Source organism: Synechococcus sp. 63AY4M2 (genome assembly GCF_002760475.1).
Taxonomy (GTDB): domain Bacteria; phylum Cyanobacteriota; class Cyanobacteriia; order Thermostichales; family Thermostichaceae; genus Thermostichus.
The window spans coordinates 511026-531867 of record NZ_AXUX01000001.1; the positions used below are offsets into that span (position 1 = coordinate 511026).

Below are 20842 nucleotides of genomic sequence, written 5' to 3' on the forward strand. Positions count from 1 at the left end.
GCTGTTCGCCCATTAAAGCGGTACGTGAGCTGGGTTCAGAACGTCGTGAGACAGTTCGGTCCATATCCGGTGCAGGCGCGAGAGGATTGAGAGGAGCTCTCCCTAGTACGAGAGGACCGGGAGGGACGTACCGCTGGTGTACCAGTTATCGTGCCAACGGTAGACGCTGGGTAGCCATGTGCGGAGTGGATAACCGCTGAAAGCATCTAAGTGGGAAGCCCACCTCAAGATGAGTCCTCTGTTAAGGTCCCGGGAAGACGACCCGGTAATAGGCTCTAGGTGGAAGTGCAGCAATGCATGCAGCCGAGGAGTCCTAATAGACCGTCTGCTTGACCCAACTGCAGGGGTGTTCTGCCTTCTCTTGCTGTGCAGCTTTCAAGGTGTTTTTCCCTTTGCCTGGTGCCTATGGCGATGTGGAACCACGCCGACCCCATCCCGAACTCGGACGTGAAACGCATCAGCGGCGAACCTACTTGAGGGGTGACCCTCCGGTAACCTAGCTCGGTGCCAGGCTCATCTCTCCACACCAACCCCCCAATACAAGGGGGGTTGTTGCGTATCTCAAGGGGTAACTCTGCAGTCTCTATGGGTGTAGAGGGTGTACGGAATTCCTTCTCCGGGACTATTGGGGTGCTTTCACAGGAGCGGGTGATGGGTTGTTGCGCAAAAAGGGTTGTACAGCTACGAAGCCCAATCCAAAAGAGGCGACTACCAAAAGAACTGCAGCGGCCATCCAAAGCAAAACGGATCCTTGGGATCCGTGATGTTGATCGCGCACCCGTTGGTAGACACTGGTGGCATGAACCTCGCCACCCATATTCTGCATCAACTCTTCCAAGGAGGGAATCTGATAGCCGGCACGGGGGTAAGGAGGCTCAGCAGGAGTGTCTTGACGGGGACGGGGGGGTAGAGTGGAGGGCTGAGATCGGGGCTCAAGGGGGGGGGTGGCAAAGTCAGAGTAAGAGGGAGTTGGATAGACGTTGCCAGGGAAGGGTGAAACCTCGCTGCGAGCTTGGCGTCGCTTGAGGCGATTCAAAAAATCATAGGAGGGAGAGGCTTGGTCATGTTCTGAGGTCAGGCCATCCCCTCGAAAAGGGGCTGCAGCAGCCTCTCTTTCAAGAGCAGCGGCTTGGCTTGTGTCAGCAAGCCGTAGGCTGATTTGCTGTAGGCGCTTCAAGGCCTGGCCCAATTGCCCCTGAAATTCTTGCGCGATGGCAGTAATTTCTCCAGACAATTGTTGATGCAGAGCGCGCAGGCGCTGGTTTTCGGAGGAGAGGCGGCTCACCTGCTGACGGGCAGATTCCAGCTCTTCAGCCACTTGTTGATATACCTGGATTGGCACTGTCCCCGGCCCGGTCTCTAGTGAGGCAGGGGCGCGAAAGCTGCTGTTGCCGGGCAAGCCATTGGGGTTGCCGTTGCGAGCTTCAGAGGGGCTAGAACCCCGAAAGTCGTACTGCATAAGTTGAATCAATCCGTCAGAAAGGATGAAAAGCTGAGGAAGGTGGGCAGGCGGGGATCCCGAACAGACAAGGCCGCAAGGATCACCCAGGGGTAGCGCTGAACACCGACCGGCCGAGGATGCCTAGCGCTATGCTTAGTGTAAGCGGCAATTGCTAACCCAAGCATACCGCTAAGCTTTTTGGATGGGAGCCCCTTTCTAGCAGTTTTTCTCGCCCGCAAGCGTTATTTCGGGATCTCCGAGAGATTGCTCGAGGTGTCGTTTTGATCGAGGAGTTGGGGAATACCCCCCACCCAGTCTGGAGAAGCTGTGGATTCCGACTCTGAAGGGGGAGAGTTCCGCAACGGCCGCTCCAGATCTCGTCGTAGGTGGGTTTCCAACCGTTCCAACTGTTCCAGTTCGGTAACAAAGTCTTTTATACCCTGGAACTTGCGGTACACGGAGGCAAAGCGCACATAGGCAACTTCGCTCAGGCGCTGTAGGCGCTCCAGTACCATCTCGCCAATGCGTAGGGTAGTTACCTCTTGAACGTCTTCCAGTTGCAGTTTTTCTTCGATTTCGTTGACCAACTCCTCCATCTGCTTGACGCTAACCTGGGTTTTTTGGCAAGCGCGCATCACCCCCTGCAAGATCTTGTTGCGGTTAAAACTCTCTCGGGATCCATCCCGTTTAATGACCATGATGGGCATGAATTCGATGCGCTCATAGGTGGTGAAGCGATAGCCACAGGACATGCACTCCCGCCGCCGCCGCACGCTTTGGCCACCTTCTGCCGAACGGGACTCTAAAACACGAATTTCTTGCTTGCCGCAGCGGGGACATTTCATGACGTGGGCTCCTTGAACCAAGTAACACGTGAAGAGAGGGTGCTCCAATTCTAGTGAATACCAGACAGCTAGGCATTGGGGGTGGACTCCCACCAAGCAGCGGCTTGCGCTTGGATTTGGGCCCTCTGCTCTGGCTGGAGGCGATCCAGGTGGGCCAGTACCCCTTTCATTCTTCCCAAGGGAAGCAAAAGGGGCCGGTGGCGCAACAGGAAATCCCAGTAGAAGGTATTGAAGGGACAGGCCCGTTCGCCCACCTTTTCGCTGGGATTGTAGCGGCAATGGCGGCAGTAGTCACTCATTTTGCGGATGTACTGGGCGGAAGCGGCGTAGGGTTTGGTGGAAAGCATGCCCCCGTCGGCAAAGAGGCCCATGCCGATGACGTTGGGCTGCATCACCCAGTCGTAGCTGTCGATGAACACGTCGTGAAACCACGCTTCTACGGCTTGAGGTTGGATACCGCTGATGAGCGCGAAATTGCTGAGCACCATTAGGCGCTGGATGTGGTGGGCATAGCCATGGCGGCGAATTTGCCTCAGGGTGTGCCGCAGGCAGGCCATGTCCGTTTCGCCTGTCCAAAAAAAGTCGGGCAGGGGGCGGTAGTGGCCAAAAAAGTTGGTCTGGGCATAGCCCTGGGGCATTTGGTATTCGTAGAAGCCGCGCATGTATTCCCGCCAGCCCAGGATCTGGCGGATGAAGCCTTCGGCAGAGGGGAGAGGGATCCCGCCGCGATGGTAGGCCTGCTCGGCAGCGGTGATGACTTCTTGGGGGGTGAGGAGCCCTAGGTTGAGGTAAGGGGAAAGGAGGGAGTGGTAGAGGAAGTCTTCTTCGACTTGCATAGCGTCCTGCCAGGGGCCGAAGTGGGGCAGGCGGTGCTGGATGAAGTCCTCAAGCACCTGCAGGGCTTGGGCACGGGTGACGGCCCAGCCAAAGCCTTCCAGGGATCCAAAGTGGTGGCCGTAATGGCGCCGCACTTTCTCCATCACCGCCTGCGTGATGGCGTCGGGGGGAAACGTCAGAGGCGGCGGGTAGCGCCGGCCAGGTTGGGGAGGCTGCCGGTTTTCCCGGTCGTAGTTCCAGCGCCCGCCGAGGGGCTGGGAGCCGTCCATGAGGATGCGGAAGCGTTTGCGCCCTTGGCGATAGAAGTCCTCTAGGAGGAGGCGCTTGCGGCCTGAGGCCCAGTCGATAAATTGGCGGGCTGTCCAGAGAAAGTGGTTATTTTCCAAGACCAGGAGGGGGCAGGGGAGGGCAGACCTCAGCTTTTCCACCTCATCCCGGACGGGAATATCGGTGGGCTGCATGAGGCGGATCTGTTGCAATCGATGTTGCCTAGCCCAGGCTTGCAGGGGTTCGGCATAGTCTTCGGCTTCCGCATAGGTGACGGGGTGGCCGCGCTGTTGCAATTCTTGGGCAAAGTGGCGCATGGCCGACCAGACCAGGACCAGCTTTTGCTGGTGATGGTTGCGGGAGCTGGCCCAGGCGTGGGACTCGACAAGGAGAACGGGAACGCGGTGGGGGGGGAGGGCTGAGAGGGAGGCCAGGGCAGATTGCTGCGGATGCAGTTGATCCGAAAGGATCCAAACTCCTTCTGAACCCGTGGTCGAGACGGTCATGGGGAATTCTGGATAGCTTAGATAGCTGGATCCAGGTTGAGTTTAGCTCTGGGGCAGAACGCTAAAGGGAGGGGATCCAGCCGGCTATGGGCGAGATAGCCAGAAGGAAGGTCCAAAAGGGGCAAGGGATCCCCTTTCTCCAGGTCTGGGCCGGGCTGGGGATGGTGGCGCTGCTGCTGCTGCTGGTTTGGAACTGGAGCGATCCCCTGCCGCCGGCCTGGGATGAGGCGCAGCACCTGTTGCAGGCGCAGGCGTTTGGGGATCACCTGAGCCGGTTTCGCTGGGAAGGGCTGTGGTGGCAGCAGTTTTTGCACTTGAACCAGCGCTACCCGCCTCTGGCCTATTGGTTGGGGATCCCGTTGGCAGCGCTGCATCCGTTTGGCCGGGCCGATGGGCAGTTGCTCAATTTGGTGTTGCTGGGGATCCTGACCCTGGCCACCCAGCGGCTGGGGTGGCGGGCCTATCGCTCTTGGGAAGTGGGCTGGCTGGCGGCAGTGTTGGTGCTTCTCTATCCGGGGATCACGGCTTTGGCTCATGTCTACATGCTGGAGCTGCCGCTGCTGGTGGCGGTGACGCTGGCTTTTTGGGCGCTGTGGGCCTACGCGGAGGAGCCGTCCTGGCGGGGGGCGGTGCTGCTGACCAAGTGGACGGGGGTGCTGTTTTTGCTGCCGCCGCTGCTGGCTGTTCCGCTGGGGGTGAGGATCCCTTGGCCGCTGCGGCTGGCCCACCTGGCCCTGGGAATGGGGGTGACGCTGCTCTTGTGCTGGCCCTGGTATGGAGCTAACTGGCTGTTTGTGCTCAGCAATGGGTGGGCCTATGCCGACACCGCCCACTACTACGTCACCTGTGCGGCGGGATCCCTGTGCTGGTGGACGGCCTACTTGCGCTGGTTGCCCCTGCAGATGGGCCCTTGGCTATGCCCCTTGCCACTGCTGAGCTTGTGGGGATCCCCAAGCCGGCGGGAGGCTCTCCTCTGGGGTCTCTACGGAGGGGGCTACCTTCTCTACACCCTGGTAGCCATTAAGGATGTGCGCTTTACTTTGCCGCTGTTGCCCCTGCTGGCCATCCTCTCGGCAGGAGGGCTGGCCAAGCTTTGGCGCTACTTGGGCGAGCGCTGGGGGGAAAGGGCGCTGCGCCGGGGAGTGGGCATGAGCCTAGCCCTGGGAGCTCTGGCCCTCTTGAACCTGGGGCAGCCCCTCGCTCCCGGCGTGGCTCCGCTCTGGAAAGGGATCCAGATGCGCTGGCAGGGGCAGCACCCTCAACAGGAGCTGACGCGGTGGATTGGATCCCGGGTGCAGCCAGGTTTGACCGCCACCCTAGGCGTTCTTCCCAACACCGAGCTGATCTCGTCGGAAACTCTCAGCTACTTGGCGGCCCTACAGCGCTGGCCCATCACCTTCCGCGGCGCCGGCCAAACCCCCTGGCCAGAGGTGGAGCTGGCGCTTCTGGATGGGTTTGTGGATGCGCCAGGGGAGCAAGGAATTGTCGGCCCCTACGGTCCAGCTAAGGAGCAAATTCGGCAACTCCTAGACAAAAGTCCTGACTGGCAGCAAGAGCATTTTGATCTGCCGGCGGTGGGCCGGCTGTCCACCTACTTCCCCAGCAAGCCCAGGGTTGTGCTGCAAGAGTTGCCCGCTGCGGCAGAGGCGGTGGAGCTGCTAGAGCTCCAGGTCTTGCCAGAGGAAGGGATCCCAGCCTGGCACTTGCGCTGGCAGGGGCCAGCCCAGGACTTGGCGCAAACCCTCGTCTGGGCGCGACTGGAAGATCCCCAGGGGCAGGTCTTGGCCAAGCGGGCCTGGGTGGTGGGACAGAACCGCCTGTTGCCCTACGCCGCCGGCAGTTGGCAGGTGGAGGAGATCTTGGCCTGGCCAGAGCTGGCAACCAAAGAAGGAATCCTCCACCTGGAGTGGCAACCTCCCCAGGGAAGGCGTCGGTCGTTCAGTCAGCCCTGGGAGGGATCCCGCAGCGGGAAAGGGGGATCCCTTATCTCCCCTGGAGATCCCCTCTTTCTCCTACAACAGGCAGCTAGGGCGGCTGCGATTGGGGATCTGGAGGCGCTCTCCCTCTACCTCAACGCCTGGACGACGTTGCAATATCCAACTTTCCTCACCGATCCGGATCGGGTTTTGATCCGGCAACTGCTGGAGGGAGAAGAGCAATGGGCAGCCGCCCAGAGCTGGCGGGAACGGCAGATCCAAAGCCACTACGAGCTGGCGTTGCTGGAGGTGGCCCTGCTGCGGCCGCAAGCAGCCCAGCGGCATTTTCAGCGGATTGTCGAGCTGGATCCCGAAGACAATTGGGCACGGGCCTATTTGGCATTTTTACGGGTCTTTTTTACCCATGATTTTCGGAGCCTCCAGGGGTTGCAGCAAGAGCTGGCGGCTGCAATTTATCCCCTTTGCCAGAAAGCCAATCCGGATTGGGACTTGAGTTGGCTCTGCGCGGCTCTTTAGGAGGAAGATCCAGATCTATTTGAGAAACTTGAGAAAGCAGGAAATCGGCAAAAGCTTTGGCTACCACCGAGAGGCGCTTGGAGCGCAAATAGACCAAATGCCAAAATCCACGGATGGGAAACTCTTCCACATCCAAAATGGTCAAATGGTTTTGCCAATCTCCCAGAGCCAACACATGCTGAGACAAAACCGAAATGCCCAGCCCGCCGATAATGCCCTGGCGAATGGCTTCGCCACTGCCTATCTCCATGCGGATGTTGAGCTTGAGGTTATGTTTGTCGAAGAGCCGCTCCACCGCCATGCGGGTGCCGGAGCCGGGCTCGCGGGCCAAGAAGGGCTCTTGAGCAATACGGGCCAGGGGGATCCGCTTCTGGCCCGCCAAAGGATGGTGAATAGGAGCCATCACCACCAAGGGATTTTCTAGAAAAGGTTGCGCCACCACGTCCAAATCTTCCGGGGGCATCCCCATCACATAGAGATCGTCCATGTTGTGGCTGAGTCGCTCCAAAACCTGCTGCCGGTTCAGCACCTTGAGGGATACATCGATGCCGGGATACCGCTGACAAAACGTGCCCAGCAGGCGGGGAATAAAGTATTTGGCCGTAGTGACCACACCAATGCTCAGTCGCCCTTGTTTTAACCCCTTCAGGTCGGCGAGGGTCATCTCAAATTCGTTCAACTGCTCAAAGATTTTTTGACAAGTTTGGTACAAAGCTTGCCCCGCCTCTGTGAGATAGAGCCGCTTGCCCACCTGCTCAAACAGCGGCAGCCCCACCGATTTGCTCAATTGCTTGATCTGCATGGAAATCGTGGGCTGGGTCAGGTAAAGCTCCTCAGCGGCACGGGTGAAGCTGAGATGACGGGCAGCAACCTCGAAGATTTGCAACTGGTGCAGCGTAATGGCCTTCATGGAGAATCAAGGATCACTAAAGGTTTACTCTTAAATCATAAAACTCAATCTATGACCCTTGGCGAGATTTCCCTGAGAGCTCGCCGGCTCGAGCGGGTCTCCGCGGGCTCTTCTTCTGGAGGACGGAGAGGGACTGGCGAGCCGTTTAGCTACTGTGAGAATGTCGAAGGCCAGGTGCTACCACCCCTTTTTGGGCAGATCTGGAGGAGAAGGGTAAATTAGGATAGGAAGACACGGTTGTGCGGTGTGGAGCAGCGCCTGGTTTTTTCCCGGAGCAGCGCAGATGGCAGTTTACGAAGGCAATTTTGTTCAGACGGGGGATCTGCGTCTGGCCATTGTTATCAGTCGGTTTAACGATTTGATTGCCGGCAAATTGTTGGAGGGGTGCCAAGATGCCCTGAAGCGGCATGGCATCGATGTCAGCTCGGAGAGCCAGCAGGTGGACTATTACTGGGTGCCCGGCAGCTTTGAGGTGCCTATGTTGGCCTGCCAACTGGCGCAGTCCCGCCGTTACGATGCCATCATCTGCCTGGGGGCGGTCATTCGGGGCCAAACCCCCCATTTCGACTATGTGGCAGCAGAGGTGGCCAAGGGGATCGCGGCAGCCAGTTTTCGCACCGGCGTGCCGGTCATCTTCGGGATCCTCACCGCCGATACCCTACAGCAGGCGCTGGAGCGGGCTGGGATCAAGAACAACAAAGGCTGGGAATACGCCATGAGCGCTCTGGAGATGGCCACCCTGATGCGCCAAGTAGCTCCCCTCTTGCAAGGGAGCGACAGGGCTGCCAGCAATGGGGCGGCCTCCCGCCCCTCTCTGCCCGGTGGAGCGGAAGCCCTGCAGCCGGGGGTAACTCTGGAGGGTGCCGCCTACTGACGGCGGGTTAAACGGGTGAGCACCTCGTTGGAACGCTGCACAAAGGCCCGTGCGGCTGCCGGGTCAAAGCTTTTCTGGGTAATCAGCGCCAGATCGTAGATGTGGTTGCAGATGAGGTTGACCAGCTCCGGATCCCGCCCCTCCTCGGCCAGAGCCTGCAGGTTTTGGATCAAGGGGTGGGCGGTGTTGAGCACCAGCGTGTGCTCTTCCAAAAACTCCATTGGCTTCTGTTGCAGGATGGCATTAAGCTCCTGCAGGCGCCGCAGCGCCTCCGGCAGCAGGATCATAGCCGGAACCGACTCCGACTTGAGGGCCTCGGCTTTGATCTGCAGCTTCTCTTTGCCCAAAGCCTGACGAAAGAGATCCACCAGCTTTTCGCTGCGGGTTTTTTGTGTTACCGGGTCGACGAGCTCGGCAGCTTTGTCTTTTTGGATCAGCGTCTCGTCCAGCTCGGAATCCACCCGCTTAAATTGGATCCCTTCTTCCCGATACTCCCGCTCCAGGAAGCTGCTGAAGTGGCTGTCGATCCAGCTATCCAGCATAATGACTTCTAGTCCTTGGGAGCGGTGCAGGTCGATATAGGCGCTCTGGGCTGCCTCGTCGGTGGCGTAGTAAACCCGCTTATTCTGTTTCTCCCGCGTGCGCTCCAGGTACTCTTTGAGGGTCACGTACTCAGGTTTATCGGCAGGGGATCCGGCCAATCGGAAGATGAGAATGTCTTTAATCTGGGCGAAGAACTTGTCGTTGTTCATCGCCCCAAATTTCATGAAGAGGCTGATATCCGGCCAGACCTTGACATATTTTTCGTAGTCTTCTTTGTAGAGCTCGTTGAGGCGATCCGCCACCTTTTTGGCCACGTGATCCCCAATGCGCCTGACGGTACGGTCATTTTGTAAAAAACTGCGGGAGACGTTGAGGGGAATGTCTGGGCTGTCGATGGCGCCGCGCAGAGGCAGGAGGAATTTGGGAATGACTTCTTCGCAGTTATCCTGGACAAAAACTTGGTTGCAATACAGCTTGACCTGACCCTTAGTGGGATCGATATCAGGCCGCAGCTTGGGGAAGTAGAGGATCCCTTGCACGATGAAGGGGTAATCTGTGTTGATGTGTACCCAGAAGTGGGGATCCTCTTGGAAGGGATAGAGGTAGCGGTAAAACTCTAGGTAATCCTCATCCTTGAGCTCAGAGGGAGGAATCTTCCAGAGGGGCTTTTGCCGGTTAATGACTTCTCCGTTGAGTTTAATGGGGACGGGAATGAAGTCGCAGTATTTGCGCACCAATTCGCGGATGCGGCCCGGCTCCAGGTACTCCTCGCTATCCGGGCTGAGGTAAAGGGTAACCGTGGTGCCGATGGCGGAGCGCTGGGAATCGGAAAGGGTAAAAGTTGGGCTGCCGTCGCAAGACCATTTCACAGGGGTGCTGCCCGGCTGATAGGAAAGGGTGTCGATCTCCACCCGCTGCGCCACTATAAAAGAGGAATAGAACCCCAGGCCAAAGTGGCCGATGATCGCCTGTTCTGCGTCTTTGCCTTTGTACTTTTGAAGGAACTCCTCAGCGCTGGAAAAGGCCACTTGGTTGATGTATTTTTTCACCTCTTCGGCAGTCATGCCGATGCCAGTGTCGCTGACCGAGAGGGTCTTGGCCTCTTTGTTGAGCGCAATCGTGATTTCTGGCTCCGGGGGATCCGCCACTTCGCCAGCCAGTTTGGCCATCTTCAGCTTGGCAATGGCATCGGCGGCGTTGGAGATCAGCTCTCGCAAAAAGATCTCCCGATCCGAATAGAGAGACTGCTTGATGATGGGGAAGATGTTCTCGGTGTGGATGGTGATGGATCCCTGTTCCAGCACAGTCATAGATGGCTCAGCACGCAAACAAGCTAGTGCCAATCTACAGAGGCAACAGAGGCCCCGACAAGCCGAACTGTTTCCAGAAATCCGCACTCGCCACCGAACCGGCCCTAGAGCTGAGCCCCTCTGGCCGGACTCTGCGCCTGGTCAATATCGAGGGTAAGCTGCTGGGCCCAATCTTGGCCGATGCGAATGGTGATGTCGGAGTTGAGCACGCCGGTGGATTCCACCCGCAGCTCTCCTAGCCCAAGGGCGGCCCGCACCTGCTTGGCTCCCTCGCGATCCCCGCTTTGGGCGAGGATCTCTGTTTGCGGCAACACCTGGGGGCTGTCTTCGACGGCAAAAACCTGGGTATAACCCTGTCTAACCAGTTCTTGCACCATGCGGCGGGCCATTCCCGGCTTGCCGGTAGCATTTTGCACGGCTATGCGCAGGCGTTGCGGCGGAATGCGGGCTACCTCTGCCTCTAGGCCAAAGTGGGAGACAGCCACCCGTCGGATCGCGGCTGGATCCGGCAGCCAATAGCTGGTGGAAAATTCTCCTGGCTGACTGAAGCGGCCCGGCAACAGCACCAGGTCGATGCGATCGCCCCCAGAGGTGAGGACAAACTTGGCCAAGCTCAGAACCTCTTCCCAGGTGAGGTTGGTATCCAGGTGGGTGCGGACGACCTGCAAAACCTTCGGGATCCGAGGCCAAACGGCGGGGGAGAGCAGTTCTCGACTCAGGGCCCGCAGCAGTTCCTGTTGCCGTTGCACCCGACCAATATCCCCCAACCCCAGGTGATCGCGGCGAAAGCGGGCAAAGTGGTGGGCTTGTTCGCCGTTGAGGCGTTGCCAGCCGGGCTCCAGGTTGATGAATAGCCGCTGCGTGTGATCTACGTAGTGCATCGGCTCCGGCACGTAGACTTCCACACCGCCCACCGCATCGATCAGCTCTTCCAGGGCATCGGTATTGAGGCGAACGTAGCGGTCAATCGGGATCCCGCCCAGCAAGGTGCTGACCACCTGGGCCGTTAGAGCTGGTCCACCCACCAGGTTGGCTGCATTGATCTTGGTGACACCAAAGCTGGGCAAGCGCACGCGGGTATCGCGGGGGATGGATAGGATGGTAATCCGCCGCGCTTGGGGATCGAAGCGGGCCAAGAGAATGGTGTCGGTGCGGGTGTTGAGACGCTCCCGTTCTCTGGACAAGGGCAGGGCGGGATCCGGGTTGTCGGTGCCGAGAATGAGGATATGCAACGAGCGATCCAGAGCTGCCGCCCGCAAAGCATCCGGACGGAAGGCTTCTTGTTCGCCGGGAGTGAGGGAAGTGGGGATCACCGGACGGGGCAACATCACAGCCAAGAAGGCGCCGGCGGAGCCCGCCAACACAGCCGTGAATCCCAACAACAGCCAAAGGATCCCCTGGCGAATGGCCTGCTGACGAGCGGCGCGGACACGGTCTGGGCGGGGTGGATAGTGGAAAGAGGACATCAGGTCAAACCGGGCCTCGCGAGCGCCTGCAGGAAGGGGTGTACTGTCTAGGTGGTGTTGCCAACCCCACCAATTCAAGGTCATGTTACCGCATCCTTATTCTCTAGGACTGTCCATACCCAACTTCGGCGAGATGGCAGCTTCCCCGGCGGGATCCCTGCAACTGTTGCTGGCGAAGTCGGAGGTGCACTTGTGGCTCCAAGTCTTGCCGCCGCTGGCGGAGTTGCTCTCTCAGCTTGATCTTCTTTCTCAGAAGGAACGGCAGCGCGCGGAGCGTTTACAGCGGCTGGAGGCTCGGCGTCGCTTTCTGGGTGGTCGTTTGCTATTGCGAACCCTGCTTGGCCGCTACAGCGGCCTCCCTCCCCACGCGATCCCCCTCGGCTACACCACTGCCGGCAAGCCCTATTGGCCGGATCCACCCCTACCGCTGCAGTTCAACCTCAGCCACTCCCACGAGTGGATCCTGGTTGGCTTGACGTTGCAGCGTCGAATTGGCGTGGACCTAGAGCGGATCCGGCCCGTGCCCCGCTGGCAGCGCATTGCCCAGCGCTATTTTTCCGCCGCCGACCAGGCCCGCCTATGGATCTGTCCACCAGCAGAGCGGGAGAGGGTTTTCTTGGAGCTGTGGACGCAGAAAGAAGCTCTCCTGAAAGCCATGGGCGTGGGGCTGGCTGGAGCCAGGATCGGGGCCGGGGATCCCTGTTGGCTGACCCTGCCTCTGCCGGTTGCCGAGGGCTATGTTGCCGCTGTGGCGATGGAACAGCGGGAAGCCGGCGAGGCAGCTCCGACTGTGCGGCTCTATGAAAGTGCCGCTCCCCTGACCCCCACTTGAGCTGCTATCTTGGGTTTCCAAGCTAAGTTTTCAGGGTGTCGCCATGTGGAGTGGGCTGCGTCACTTCCTCATTTTGGGCCTCTGTCTGTGGATTGGGTTCGTCGGGATCCCGCATCCGGCATGGGCGCGAGATCTGTCGCGGCAAACGCCCCAGGACAAAGCTGTCGAGTTAGGTACTGCCGACAACCAGTTGGTCTTTGTGCCCAAAGAGCTCTTTTTTCGCAACGGCAACCTCTATCGTTTGCACTTGAGCAACCCCAGCCAGTTGAAGCACTATTTCAGTGCCAAAGATTTTGCCGATGCCGTTTGGACTCGCAAGTTGGAAGTGGCCGGTGTGGAAATCAAGGGCCAGATCCGAGAACTGGAGCTGAAGCCAGGCGCGGCGGTGGAGTGGCAATTTATTCCTTTGAAATCTGGGGTTTACTCTCTGGTTTGCACCATTCCCGGCCATGCCGAAGCGGGTATGATCGGGCAGATCACGATTGGCGACTAGGCTATCTCCTGGGCTAGGGGAGCAAAAGGGGATAGAAAAGAGAAGAACGCTGCCAGGCAAATCCTTCTATGAGAAACCCCCTCACGTCCCCAGTGCAGCGCTGGAGCCGGCGACCTCAGGCAGCCTCTTCTCGAAAAGCCCAGCCCCCCCTTTCCGAGCGGGTTGTCGGCTACGCCCTAGCGCTTCTCTCCCTCACTGCCGTCCACGGGATCCGCTACTACAACGAGCCGCAACTGACCGTTGGCAGCCGCTCCCCGCAAACGTTTCTCGCCCCTGCAGCGGCAGAGATCGAGGACGTGGAGGCCACCCAGGCCCGGCAAGCCGAGGCGCGACGGCGGGTGGTACAGGCCCTCAAAATCAACAGCGCCGCCAACGAGAGCATGCGGCAAAATCTGGAGGCCCTCCTGGCCGCAGTGGAGGCGATTCGGCAAGAGGCCGGCCCTCTGCCCTACGTTTCCGTTCAGTTGCTCTCCCTGCCTACTCAGATCTATCTGCGCCAACTGCCACCCGAAGAATGGGAGGCCTTACAGGCGGCAGTGCGGGAAACGGCCATCGGCACCCCCTCGACCGCTCCGCCTTTTCCGGCACAAAGGCGTCCGGAGCAGCTTCCCCCCGACCAGCGGGCCAGGCAAGAGCTGGTCCAGGTTTGGCAGCGGGCCTGGTTGGATGGAGCGGCCACTCAGACGGCGGCGACGGATCCCTATACCCAGCTAATTGCCCAGGTGGAGGCGGCACAGCAGCGCTACCAAGGGGCTTTGCCGTCTCTGGAACAGCTCACCCCCCCTGTCCCGGCCACGGTTCTCAACTTGACGGAGGCCGACTGGCAACATTTGCAAAACTTGAGCCGGCGGGTCTTGGAGCGCCTGCAGAAGATAGGCATTGTGGATGGCCTGCCCCGCGAGGTGCGCGCCGAAGGGATCCAAGCCCAACTGGACGATCTGGCCTTTCCGGGCAGTGCCGCCCAGCGGCGGGAGCTGCAGGGGCTGGTTTATCAGTGGCTGCAGCAGGTGCTGATCCCCAATCTGGAGGTGGATCCGCAGCGCACCGAGCAGCGCATTCGCGCCGAGCTGGAAAAAGTTGAGCCCGTCCTGATCTCGGTTGCCGAGAACCAGGTAATTGTGCGAGTGGATCAGGTCATCACCCCCGAGATCTTTTTGATTTTGGATCACTTTGGTTTTACCCAGCGCCGGATCAACATCTGGGGCCTGGTGGGGGTAGCTGGCGTCATGGGCTTGGGCCTGGCTGTCTTCGTGCCTTTGCAGCAACGCTTGCAGCCGGGATTGCGCCGCCGGGATCGGGTGTTGATCCTGATGGTTTCCCTGACTGCTCCCCTGTTGGCGGCCTTGTTCAAGCTGGAGTTCAGCTCTTTGCCGGCGGTGGGGCTGTTGCTGGGCAGTTTTTACGGGGCTGGGCTGGGCCTGGTGGTAGTGGTGGGCCAGGCGTTGTTTTTGCCCTTGGTCTCTGCTGCCAACCTACTCACCTTTGTGCCCTTACTTTCCGGCAGTGTGGTGGCCTGCGCCCTGGCCGGGCGCTCGCGTTCCCGCGAAGAGCTGGCCCTGCTGGGAGGAGGGGCGGCGGCAGTGCAGATGCTCACCTATGCGGCTGCTAGCTTGACCACAACGGGCGGCATCGACCTATTGGCGATGGCCTTGGGGGGAGGGATCACGCTGGGGTGGAGCATTGTGGCCCTGGGGGCCAGCCCCTACCTGGAGCGCCTGTTCGACCTGGCCACCCCCATTCGCCTCATCGAGTTGAGCAACCCCAACCGCACCTTGCTGCGGCGGCTGGCGGCAGAGGCCCCTGGCACCTTTCAGCACACCCTGTTTGTGGCCACTTTGGCGGAACGGGCCGCCCAGAAGTTAAACCTCAACGTGGAGCTGGTGCGCACCGGCACCCTCTACCACGACATCGGCAAGATGTTGCAGGCCCGCTACTTCATCGAGAACCAAATGGGCGGCCTCAACCCCCATACGCAACTGGACGATCCCTACCGCAGCGCCCAGATCATCAAAGCGCACGTCAGCGATGGGCTGCGCCTGGCCAAGCAATACAATCTGCCCACCGCCGTCCAAGCTTTTATCCCTGAGCACCAGGGGACGATCCTGATTGCTTACTTTTACCATCAAGCCCAGATGAAAGCCGGAGATCAACCGGTGCCCGAGGAGCCGTTCCGCTACGATGGCCCCATCCCCCAGAGCAAGGAGACAGGGGTGGTGATGCTGGCCGATGCCTGTGAGGCGGCCCTGCGCAGCATGACCCTGAGCGACGGCTTCGGCCCTGAGGTGGTTGAGCGGGCTAAGGCCGTTGTCCGCAAAATCGCCCAGGCCCGTTGGCAAGATGGCCAACTGGTCGATAGCGGTCTGACGCTGCGGGATCTGGAGGTGGTGGCAGACGCTTTTGTGGAGGTGTGGCGGGAATCCAACCACGAGCGCATTCCCTACCCCAGTCCTGCCCCTGCCCTGCCCTCGCCTGAGTCCGACGCTGCCCAGGCCCAGATGCCCGTGCTGATGACTCCTTCAACGGGATCTCCCTAGCCTCGGCGAGCTGAGTAGGTCGAGAAAAGTCTAGTCCCAGAGCTCATCCATCGGTACGATAAGGGATCATTTGCGCCGGTGGCGCGTGGCGCTGTTGCGAAGCGACACAGCTCCAAGTTTGACCTGCACTCAAGCTCTCCGCTTAGGATCCGTTACCCTCGTTTTTGGATGGCCTGCTGAATGCCTCATGTAGCTCCTGCTTCGTCCACCCATCTGCAAGCTTCGGCAGTCCCTATTCAGATCCCGCCGCTCTCTCAACCCAGCTCTGTCCAACTTTCGCTGGTCGTTCCCACCTATAACGAGGCCTCCAGCATTTGCAGCCTGATCCGGCAGTTGTGCGCCCACCTCGACACGATTCTACCGGGAGCCTACGAGCTGATTGTGGTGGACGACAACAGCCCGGATTACACCGCCAAGTTGGCCCAGGAACTGCAAGAGGAGCTTCCCCAACTCAAAGTTATCTGCCGCCAGCGGGAACGGGGCCTGGCCACGGCTGTGTTGCGCGGATGGCAAGCGGCCCGCGGCGAGGTGCTGGGGGTGATGGACGGGGATCTGCAGCATCCGCCGGAGATCATTCTCAAGCTATGGCCTGCCATCCAAGAGGGAGCAGACCTAGTGGTGGGCAGCCGCTACGTGGGGTCGGGGGGGGTGAGCCACTGGAACCTGGGCCGGCGCCTCGTCTCTCGGGGAGCTCAAGCCATCGGGCTGGTTTTGCTGCCAGGGGTTTTTAGGCGGGTGTCGGATCCGCTCAGCGGGTTATTTCTGGTCAGACGCCAGGCCATTGCCGGGATCCCGCTCAGCCCCAAGGGTTACAAGCTGCTGATCGAGGTGCTGGCACGGGGCCGGGTGACAACCATTGCTGAAGTCGGCTACATCTTTCAGGAGCGCCAAAACGGCGAGAGCAAAATTCAACTGCAAACCTGTCTTCAGTATCTCCACCATCTCATTCACCTGCGCTTCTCGCTAGGGCAGGTGGGAGCCTTTTTGCGCTTCAGCACAGTCGGCCTGTCAGGCACGGTGGTGGACATGGTTTTGCTCTATTTGTTACACGACCCGGCCAACTTAGGATGGGATCTCATCACGAGTAAGCTGATCGCTTCGGAAATGGCCATTCTCAATAACTTCCTGTGGAACGATCTGTGGACGTTTCGCCATGTTACCCGATTGCAGCCGGGCCTCTCGAACCGCCTGAAGCGGCTGGCCAAGTTTAATATGATCTGTTTGATCGGCCTGTTTCTTAACTCTTCGCTGGTGATTTTGCTGAGCGAGCGCTTGGGCATTCACTATCTGTTGGCCAACTTAATTGCGATCGGTATTGTTGTATTCTGGAACTTCTACCTCAACTCCAAGCTGAGCTGGAAAAGTGCAGAGGCTAAGCTGGATCCCGGGGGCGACAAGTCTTGAGCGTCTGGTTATTTCAGACCCAATTAAGACACTCCTGAAGCGCTCTGCTCCAGTGCCCTCATCCTCAACTCCTCTCCCAAGGAGTTAAGGATCGGCTTCTCGATCGGTTCCATTGCCATTGGATAGAGATCAGGCCATGTCAAGGGGAATTGGGACGGATCCCCTCTAGGGTGATGATCTCCTGGATAACCGAGCGAACCACAGGAGCCGCCGTTGTCGATCCGAAGGCATCTTCTCCCCGCGGCTCGTCGATCACGGCCAAGATCACGTACTGGGGGCGAAGGGCGGGGAAATAGGCCACAAAACTGGTGATGCGCTTGCCAGGCAGATAGCCTCCCCGCGGCCCTGCCTTTTGGGCCGTGCCCGTCTTGCCGCCGATTTCATATCCCTCGATCTTGGCCGATTGCCCGGTGCCAAAATCCACCGCATCTCGCATTTGGATGCGCACCGCCAGGGTAGCCTGCTCCGACAGCACCCGCACCGGCTGGGGTTGCGGGGATCCCCAAACCAAGGTGTCTGTATCCTTTTCGACCAGACCGCGCACCACGTGGGGCCGCACTTTCAGCCCGCCGTTGGCGATGATGCAGTGCAAGGTGGCTAACTGCAAAGGCGTGAGGGCCAATCCCTGGCCAAAGGCGACGGTGGCCCGCTCCACCGGTACAGTTACAAATTGCCGCAGGGGCTTCAGGCGGCTGGGCGGCTCAAAGGGCAGATCGACACCGCTGCGCTCGTTCAATCCCAGCCGCAGGAGGGCATGGTAGTACTGGCGGGGATCCAGCTTTTGCATCAGGTGCACCATGCCTACGTTGCTAGACAGGCGCAGAACCTCGGTAACGCTCAGCCAGCCATGGGCACCCCGCTGGCGGTAGTCGTGGTTTTGGATGGGCCAGCGACCAATCCAGATCTGCCCCGCGTCGTAGACCCGTTCGTTGGCCGTGAAGGCGCCGGCATCGAGCCCAATGGCGATGTTGATGGGCTTGAAGGTGGATCCCGGCTCGTACAAATCCGTAACAGCCCAGTTGCGAAAAAGGGCAGGGTCATACTCGAAGTAGCGGTTGGGATCGTAGGTGGGCTCGCTCACCAGGGCCAGGATCTCTCCCGTGTGAGGTTGCAGGACGATCACCGTGCCCCGTAGGGCTTGAAACCGTTCCAGTTGCGTTTTCAGGGCGGCGCGAGCAGCCCTTTGCAGCCGCATATCCAGGGTGAGTTGCAGCACCGTCTCGTGGGATTGCAACAGTCCTTCCGGCACTTCGGCCGCCAACAACTGGCCGTAGCCGTCGCGGGGAAGGGTAAGGTGCTGAACCGTCCGCTCCAGCAAGACCTGTTGAGAGTACTCCAGCCCCGCTTGGCCGCGGTGATCCAGATCCACATAGCCCACCACTTCGGCGGCCATTTCCTTCTGGGGATAGACCCGCTGCCGCTCGCTCACCAGCTCCAGGCCGTCCAGATACAAGGCCTGAATTTGAGTCGCCACTTCCGGCGACAGCCAGCGCTCCAGCCGTACCGCGTGAGTGGCCGACAACTGCTGGGTCAGTTGCTCAACTGGCCGCCGCAGCAGAGGGGCCAGAGCAGTGGCAATCTCCTGGGGGGTACGCTTGCCGAAGAGGCGGGGATGGGCCCAAAGGGTATAGGCAGGGCGATCTACAGCCAACAGCTCCGCCTGCTGCCGAGCTAAGGAGTGGCGGTCCACAATCGAGCGGCGGGGGATGAAGGGCCGGAGCTGGGCCCGCTGCTGGGCCTCGGCCCGCTTTTGTAAGAGCGGGCCCTGGTGATGTTGTAAATAGACCAAACGTGCCCCCACCCCCACCAGGGCGACAGCCAGAACCAGGCCCACCGCCGCGATGCGAAAGTTTAGTTGTCGGACTGTCGGGATCCGCTCCCCCAAAAGCCACGCCAGCCGGGATCCCTGGGGCCGGTGGCTGGGCGGCCAAGGGGGCCAAGCAGGTCTGCCCCGCTGCCGTTGGGCAAGTTGCCGGCTTCTCTGTCTGGTCTGCAAAGGTTGCTGGCCCAAACCGGCTCCAGACCTGTCTTCCACTGCCACTCCTGTCTAGATACCACCGTTAGTTTGCCGCCCATCGCCTTGTCCGGCCAGCTTTCGCCTCATTGGGTGGAAAATCCCTGTTGACGCAACGCTTCAAAGAGGGCGATCGCCACCGCATTGCTGAGATTGAGGCTGCGCACCGGCCCGCTCAGGGGGATGCGCACACTGGGATAGGTTTCCAAGAACATAGGATCCAGGCCACGGCTTTCGCTGCCGAACACCAGCCAGTCTCCTGGCTGATAGGCCACCTCGGTGTAGAGGGCCTTGCCGCGCACGCTAAAGCACCAGAACCGCGCCTCGGGGTGGGCTTGCACCAGAGCAGACCAAGAGGGATAGCGATGCAGTTGGACGTGCTCCCAGTAGTCCAGCCCCGCCCGCCTGAGGTAGCGATCCGAGAGGCGAAACCCCAAGGGATCCACCAGGTGGAGGGGCGTGCGGGTAGCTGCACAGGTGCGGGCGATGTTCCCCGTGTTGGCCGGGATCTCCGGAGCTACCAAAACAACATGGAAGGGCATGAGCCGCTCTCAATGGCTGCCAAACCCGCGGCTACCGCCTCCCTTTTTGCCCCCACCTTTGCCCGGCTTGCGGCTGGGCTGCTGTCGCGGCGGCGCTGCAGAACGTCCTCGCCACTGGGGGCCGCCCACCGGCAGTGGGCCTCGTCCACCCGGCATCCCTGCAAGGCCGCCCAGGCTCATGCTGCGCATCATGTCGCGCATGCGCTGAAAATCGCTCACCAGCCGGCTGACATCCTCCAGCTTGTGGCCAGAGCCCAGGGCCACCCGCCGCTTGCGGCTGACGCTGCGGGCCAAGAGATCCGGGTTGCGGCGCTCTTCGGGGGTCATGGAGTTGATCATGGCCTCGGCGCGGGCCAGTTGGTCTTGTCCTTTTTGCAATTGTTCCTCGCTGATTTTGCCCATCCCCGGCATCAGCCGCAGCAGCCCCGCCAGGGATCCCATGCGCTTGATCAGGCGCATTTGTTTGAGGAAATCGGTGAAATCGAACTGGGCGGTCATCATCTTTTCCGCCATCCGGGCGGCATCTCCCAGGTCGATTTCCTCCTGGGCTTTTTCCACCAGGCTGAGGATGTCTCCCATGCCCAAAATGCGCGAGGCCATGCGATCCGGGTAAAAGGGATCCAAGGCCTCCACCTTTTCGCCGACGCCGACGAACTTGATGGGCTGGCCGGACACCTGGCGAATGGAGAGGGCGGCTCCACCGCGGGTGTCCCCATCCAGCTTGGTGAGGATGGTGCCGGTAAGACCCAGCCGCTCGTGGAAGGCCTGGGTGAGGTTGGCGGCCTCCTGCCCGATCATGGCGTCCACCACCAGCAGGATCTCGTGGGGCTGCACCGCCGCCTTGATCCGCTCCAGCTCCGCCATCATCTCCAGGTCGATCTGCAAGCGACCGGCGGTATCCAAGATAACGTAGTCGTAGCCCTGTTCCCGCGCGGCTGCCACTCCCTGGCGGGCGATCTCGACGGGATCCGTCTTGCCCAGGTCGAAGACAGGGATCTGAATCTGCTGGCCCAGGGTCTTGAGCTGGTCGATGGCCGCCGGACGATAGATGTCGCCGGCCACCAGGAGCGGCCTTTTGCCCTGCTTGCGCAAATACAAAGCCAGCTTGGCACAGGTGGTGGTTTTGCCGGATCCCTGCAGGCCGACCATGACCACAATGGTGGGGGGCTGTTCCGCCTGGGCAATGGGCACATTCGCCTCCCCCATTACCTTCACCAGCTCGTCGTGGACGATCTTGATAAACTGCTGGTCTGGCGTCACCCCCAGGATGACCTCAGCTCCCAGAGCGGCCTGCCGCACGTCCTCGATAAACTGCTTCACCACCTGGAGGTTGACGTCGGCGTCCAACAGGGCGCGCCGCACCTCCCGCAGGGCTTCTTGGATGTTGGTTTCGGTGATCTTGTCCTGGCCGCGCAGTTTTCTCCAGGCCAGTTCCAACTTCTCGGAGAGGGCATCAAACATGAGCGCTGTTCATCCTGTCAAGGGCTGCTAGGGCATTTCCTACCATAGTTCAATTGGGGCAGCTCCATCTTGGGGATCCCGGCCCCAGCCGCTACCTGGGCCGAGAAAGG

General features: G+C 60.2%; 15 protein-coding genes and 2 rRNA genes (1 of these 17 running past the window's edge). 8 read left to right on the forward strand and 9 right to left on the reverse strand.

Features of this window, described 5'->3' with window-relative positions; genetic code table 11:
* Together SYN63AY4M2_RS02345 and rrf are read left to right on the forward strand one after the other, a co-directional pair.
* Window positions 1-337 (forward strand): 23S ribosomal RNA (locus tag SYN63AY4M2_RS02345); it begins 2473 nt to the left of the window's first position.
* A 58-nt stretch (window positions 338-395) separates the two neighbouring features.
* Window positions 396-513, forward strand: a 5S ribosomal RNA gene (gene rrf / locus SYN63AY4M2_RS02350).
* A gap of 109 nt (window positions 514-622) precedes the next feature.
* On the opposite strand, the gene SYN63AY4M2_RS02355 is transcribed toward rrf, so the two are convergent.
* The 3 genes from SYN63AY4M2_RS02355 to SYN63AY4M2_RS02365 all read right to left on the reverse strand — a co-directional run bounded on the left by SYN63AY4M2_RS02355 (window position 623) and on the right by SYN63AY4M2_RS02365 (window position 3896).
* Entirely contained in the window at window positions 623-1459 is an 837-nt protein-coding gene (locus SYN63AY4M2_RS02355) for a hypothetical protein (RefSeq protein ID WP_240530337.1), read from the reverse strand.
* 224 nt (window positions 1460-1683) lie between these two features.
* The gene (nrdR, locus tag SYN63AY4M2_RS02360) at window positions 1684-2286 is read right to left on the reverse strand and encodes a transcriptional regulator NrdR (protein ID WP_011429961.1); all 603 of its coding nucleotides are present in this window, start codon (window positions 2284-2286) and stop codon (window positions 1684-1686) included.
* 68 nt (window positions 2287-2354) lie between these two features.
* Window positions 2355-3896, reverse strand: coding sequence for a cryptochrome/photolyase family protein (locus tag SYN63AY4M2_RS02365; RefSeq protein ID WP_011429960.1), 1542 nt, complete (start codon window positions 3894-3896; stop codon window positions 2355-2357).
* Window positions 3897-3982: 86 nt separating this feature from the next.
* Between SYN63AY4M2_RS02365 and SYN63AY4M2_RS13585 the strand changes: the two genes are divergently transcribed.
* Window positions 3983-6349, forward strand: a complete 2367-nt coding sequence (locus SYN63AY4M2_RS13585; RefSeq protein WP_240530477.1) for a hypothetical protein — start codon at window positions 3983-3985, stop codon at window positions 6347-6349.
* Here SYN63AY4M2_RS13585 and SYN63AY4M2_RS02370 read toward each other — a convergent pair.
* On the reverse strand, window positions 6231-7259 hold the full coding sequence (locus SYN63AY4M2_RS02370; protein ID WP_011429958.1) for a LysR family transcriptional regulator: 1029 nt from the start codon (window positions 7257-7259) through the stop codon (window positions 6231-6233). The two genes, SYN63AY4M2_RS13585 and SYN63AY4M2_RS02370, sit on opposite strands and share 119 nt — an antisense overlap.
* Window positions 7260-7542: 283 nt before the next feature.
* On the opposite strand from SYN63AY4M2_RS02370, the gene ribH reads away from it, so the two are divergent.
* Window positions 7543-8133, forward strand: a complete 591-nt coding sequence (ribH, locus tag SYN63AY4M2_RS02375; RefSeq protein WP_011429957.1) for a 6,7-dimethyl-8-ribityllumazine synthase — start codon at window positions 7543-7545, stop codon at window positions 8131-8133.
* Here the strand turns inward: ribH and htpG are convergent.
* A complete protein-coding gene (htpG, locus tag SYN63AY4M2_RS02380) occupies window positions 8127-9986 on the reverse strand; it encodes a molecular chaperone HtpG (protein WP_011429956.1) in 1860 nt (619 codons plus the stop codon). The two genes, ribH and htpG, sit on opposite strands and share 7 nt — an antisense overlap.
* 104 nt (window positions 9987-10090) lie before the next feature.
* On the reverse strand, window positions 10091-11536 hold the full coding sequence (locus SYN63AY4M2_RS02385; RefSeq protein WP_240527693.1) for an LCP family protein: 1446 nt from the start codon (window positions 11534-11536) through the stop codon (window positions 10091-10093).
* Between SYN63AY4M2_RS02385 and SYN63AY4M2_RS02390 the strand changes: the two genes are divergently transcribed.
* From SYN63AY4M2_RS02390 to SYN63AY4M2_RS02405, 4 genes are all read left to right on the forward strand, one after another.
* A complete protein-coding gene (locus tag SYN63AY4M2_RS02390) occupies window positions 11535-12284 on the forward strand; it encodes a 4'-phosphopantetheinyl transferase superfamily protein (protein WP_011429954.1) in 750 nt (249 codons plus the stop codon). The two genes, SYN63AY4M2_RS02385 and SYN63AY4M2_RS02390, sit on opposite strands and share 2 nt — an antisense overlap.
* A gap of 43 nt (window positions 12285-12327) precedes the next feature.
* Window positions 12328-12777 carry a plastocyanin/azurin family copper-binding protein gene (locus SYN63AY4M2_RS02395; RefSeq protein ID WP_011429953.1) on the forward strand — a complete coding sequence of 150 codons (450 nt, stop codon included), beginning with the start codon at window positions 12328-12330 and terminating at the stop codon, window positions 12775-12777.
* A 68-nt stretch (window positions 12778-12845) separates the two neighbouring features.
* A complete protein-coding gene (locus SYN63AY4M2_RS02400; protein WP_011429952.1) occupies window positions 12846-15311 on the forward strand; it encodes an HDIG domain-containing metalloprotein in 2466 nt (821 codons plus the stop codon).
* A 180-nt stretch (window positions 15312-15491) separates the two neighbouring features.
* Window positions 15492-16715, forward strand: coding sequence for a glycosyltransferase family 2 protein (locus SYN63AY4M2_RS02405; protein WP_011429951.1), 1224 nt, complete (start codon window positions 15492-15494; stop codon window positions 16713-16715).
* 139 nt (window positions 16716-16854) lie between these two features.
* Here SYN63AY4M2_RS02405 and SYN63AY4M2_RS02410 read toward each other — a convergent pair whose 3' ends face one another.
* From SYN63AY4M2_RS02410 to ffh, 3 genes are all read right to left on the reverse strand, one after another.
* Window positions 16855-18726: a penicillin-binding protein 2 gene (locus tag SYN63AY4M2_RS02410; RefSeq protein WP_228375456.1), complete on the reverse strand. Its 1872-nt coding sequence runs from the start codon at window positions 18724-18726 to the stop codon at window positions 16855-16857.
* A gap of 89 nt (window positions 18727-18815) precedes the next feature.
* Entirely contained in the window at window positions 18816-19271 is a 456-nt protein-coding gene (locus SYN63AY4M2_RS02415; protein WP_011429948.1) for a tRNA (cytidine(34)-2'-O)-methyltransferase, read from the reverse strand.
* Window positions 19272-19280: 9 nt separating this feature from the next.
* Window positions 19281-20732 (reverse strand): signal recognition particle protein, encoded by a 1452-nt coding sequence (gene ffh / locus SYN63AY4M2_RS02420; protein WP_099887173.1) that lies wholly within the window; start codon window positions 20730-20732, stop codon window positions 19281-19283.
* Window positions 20733-20842: the final 110 nt, after the last annotated feature.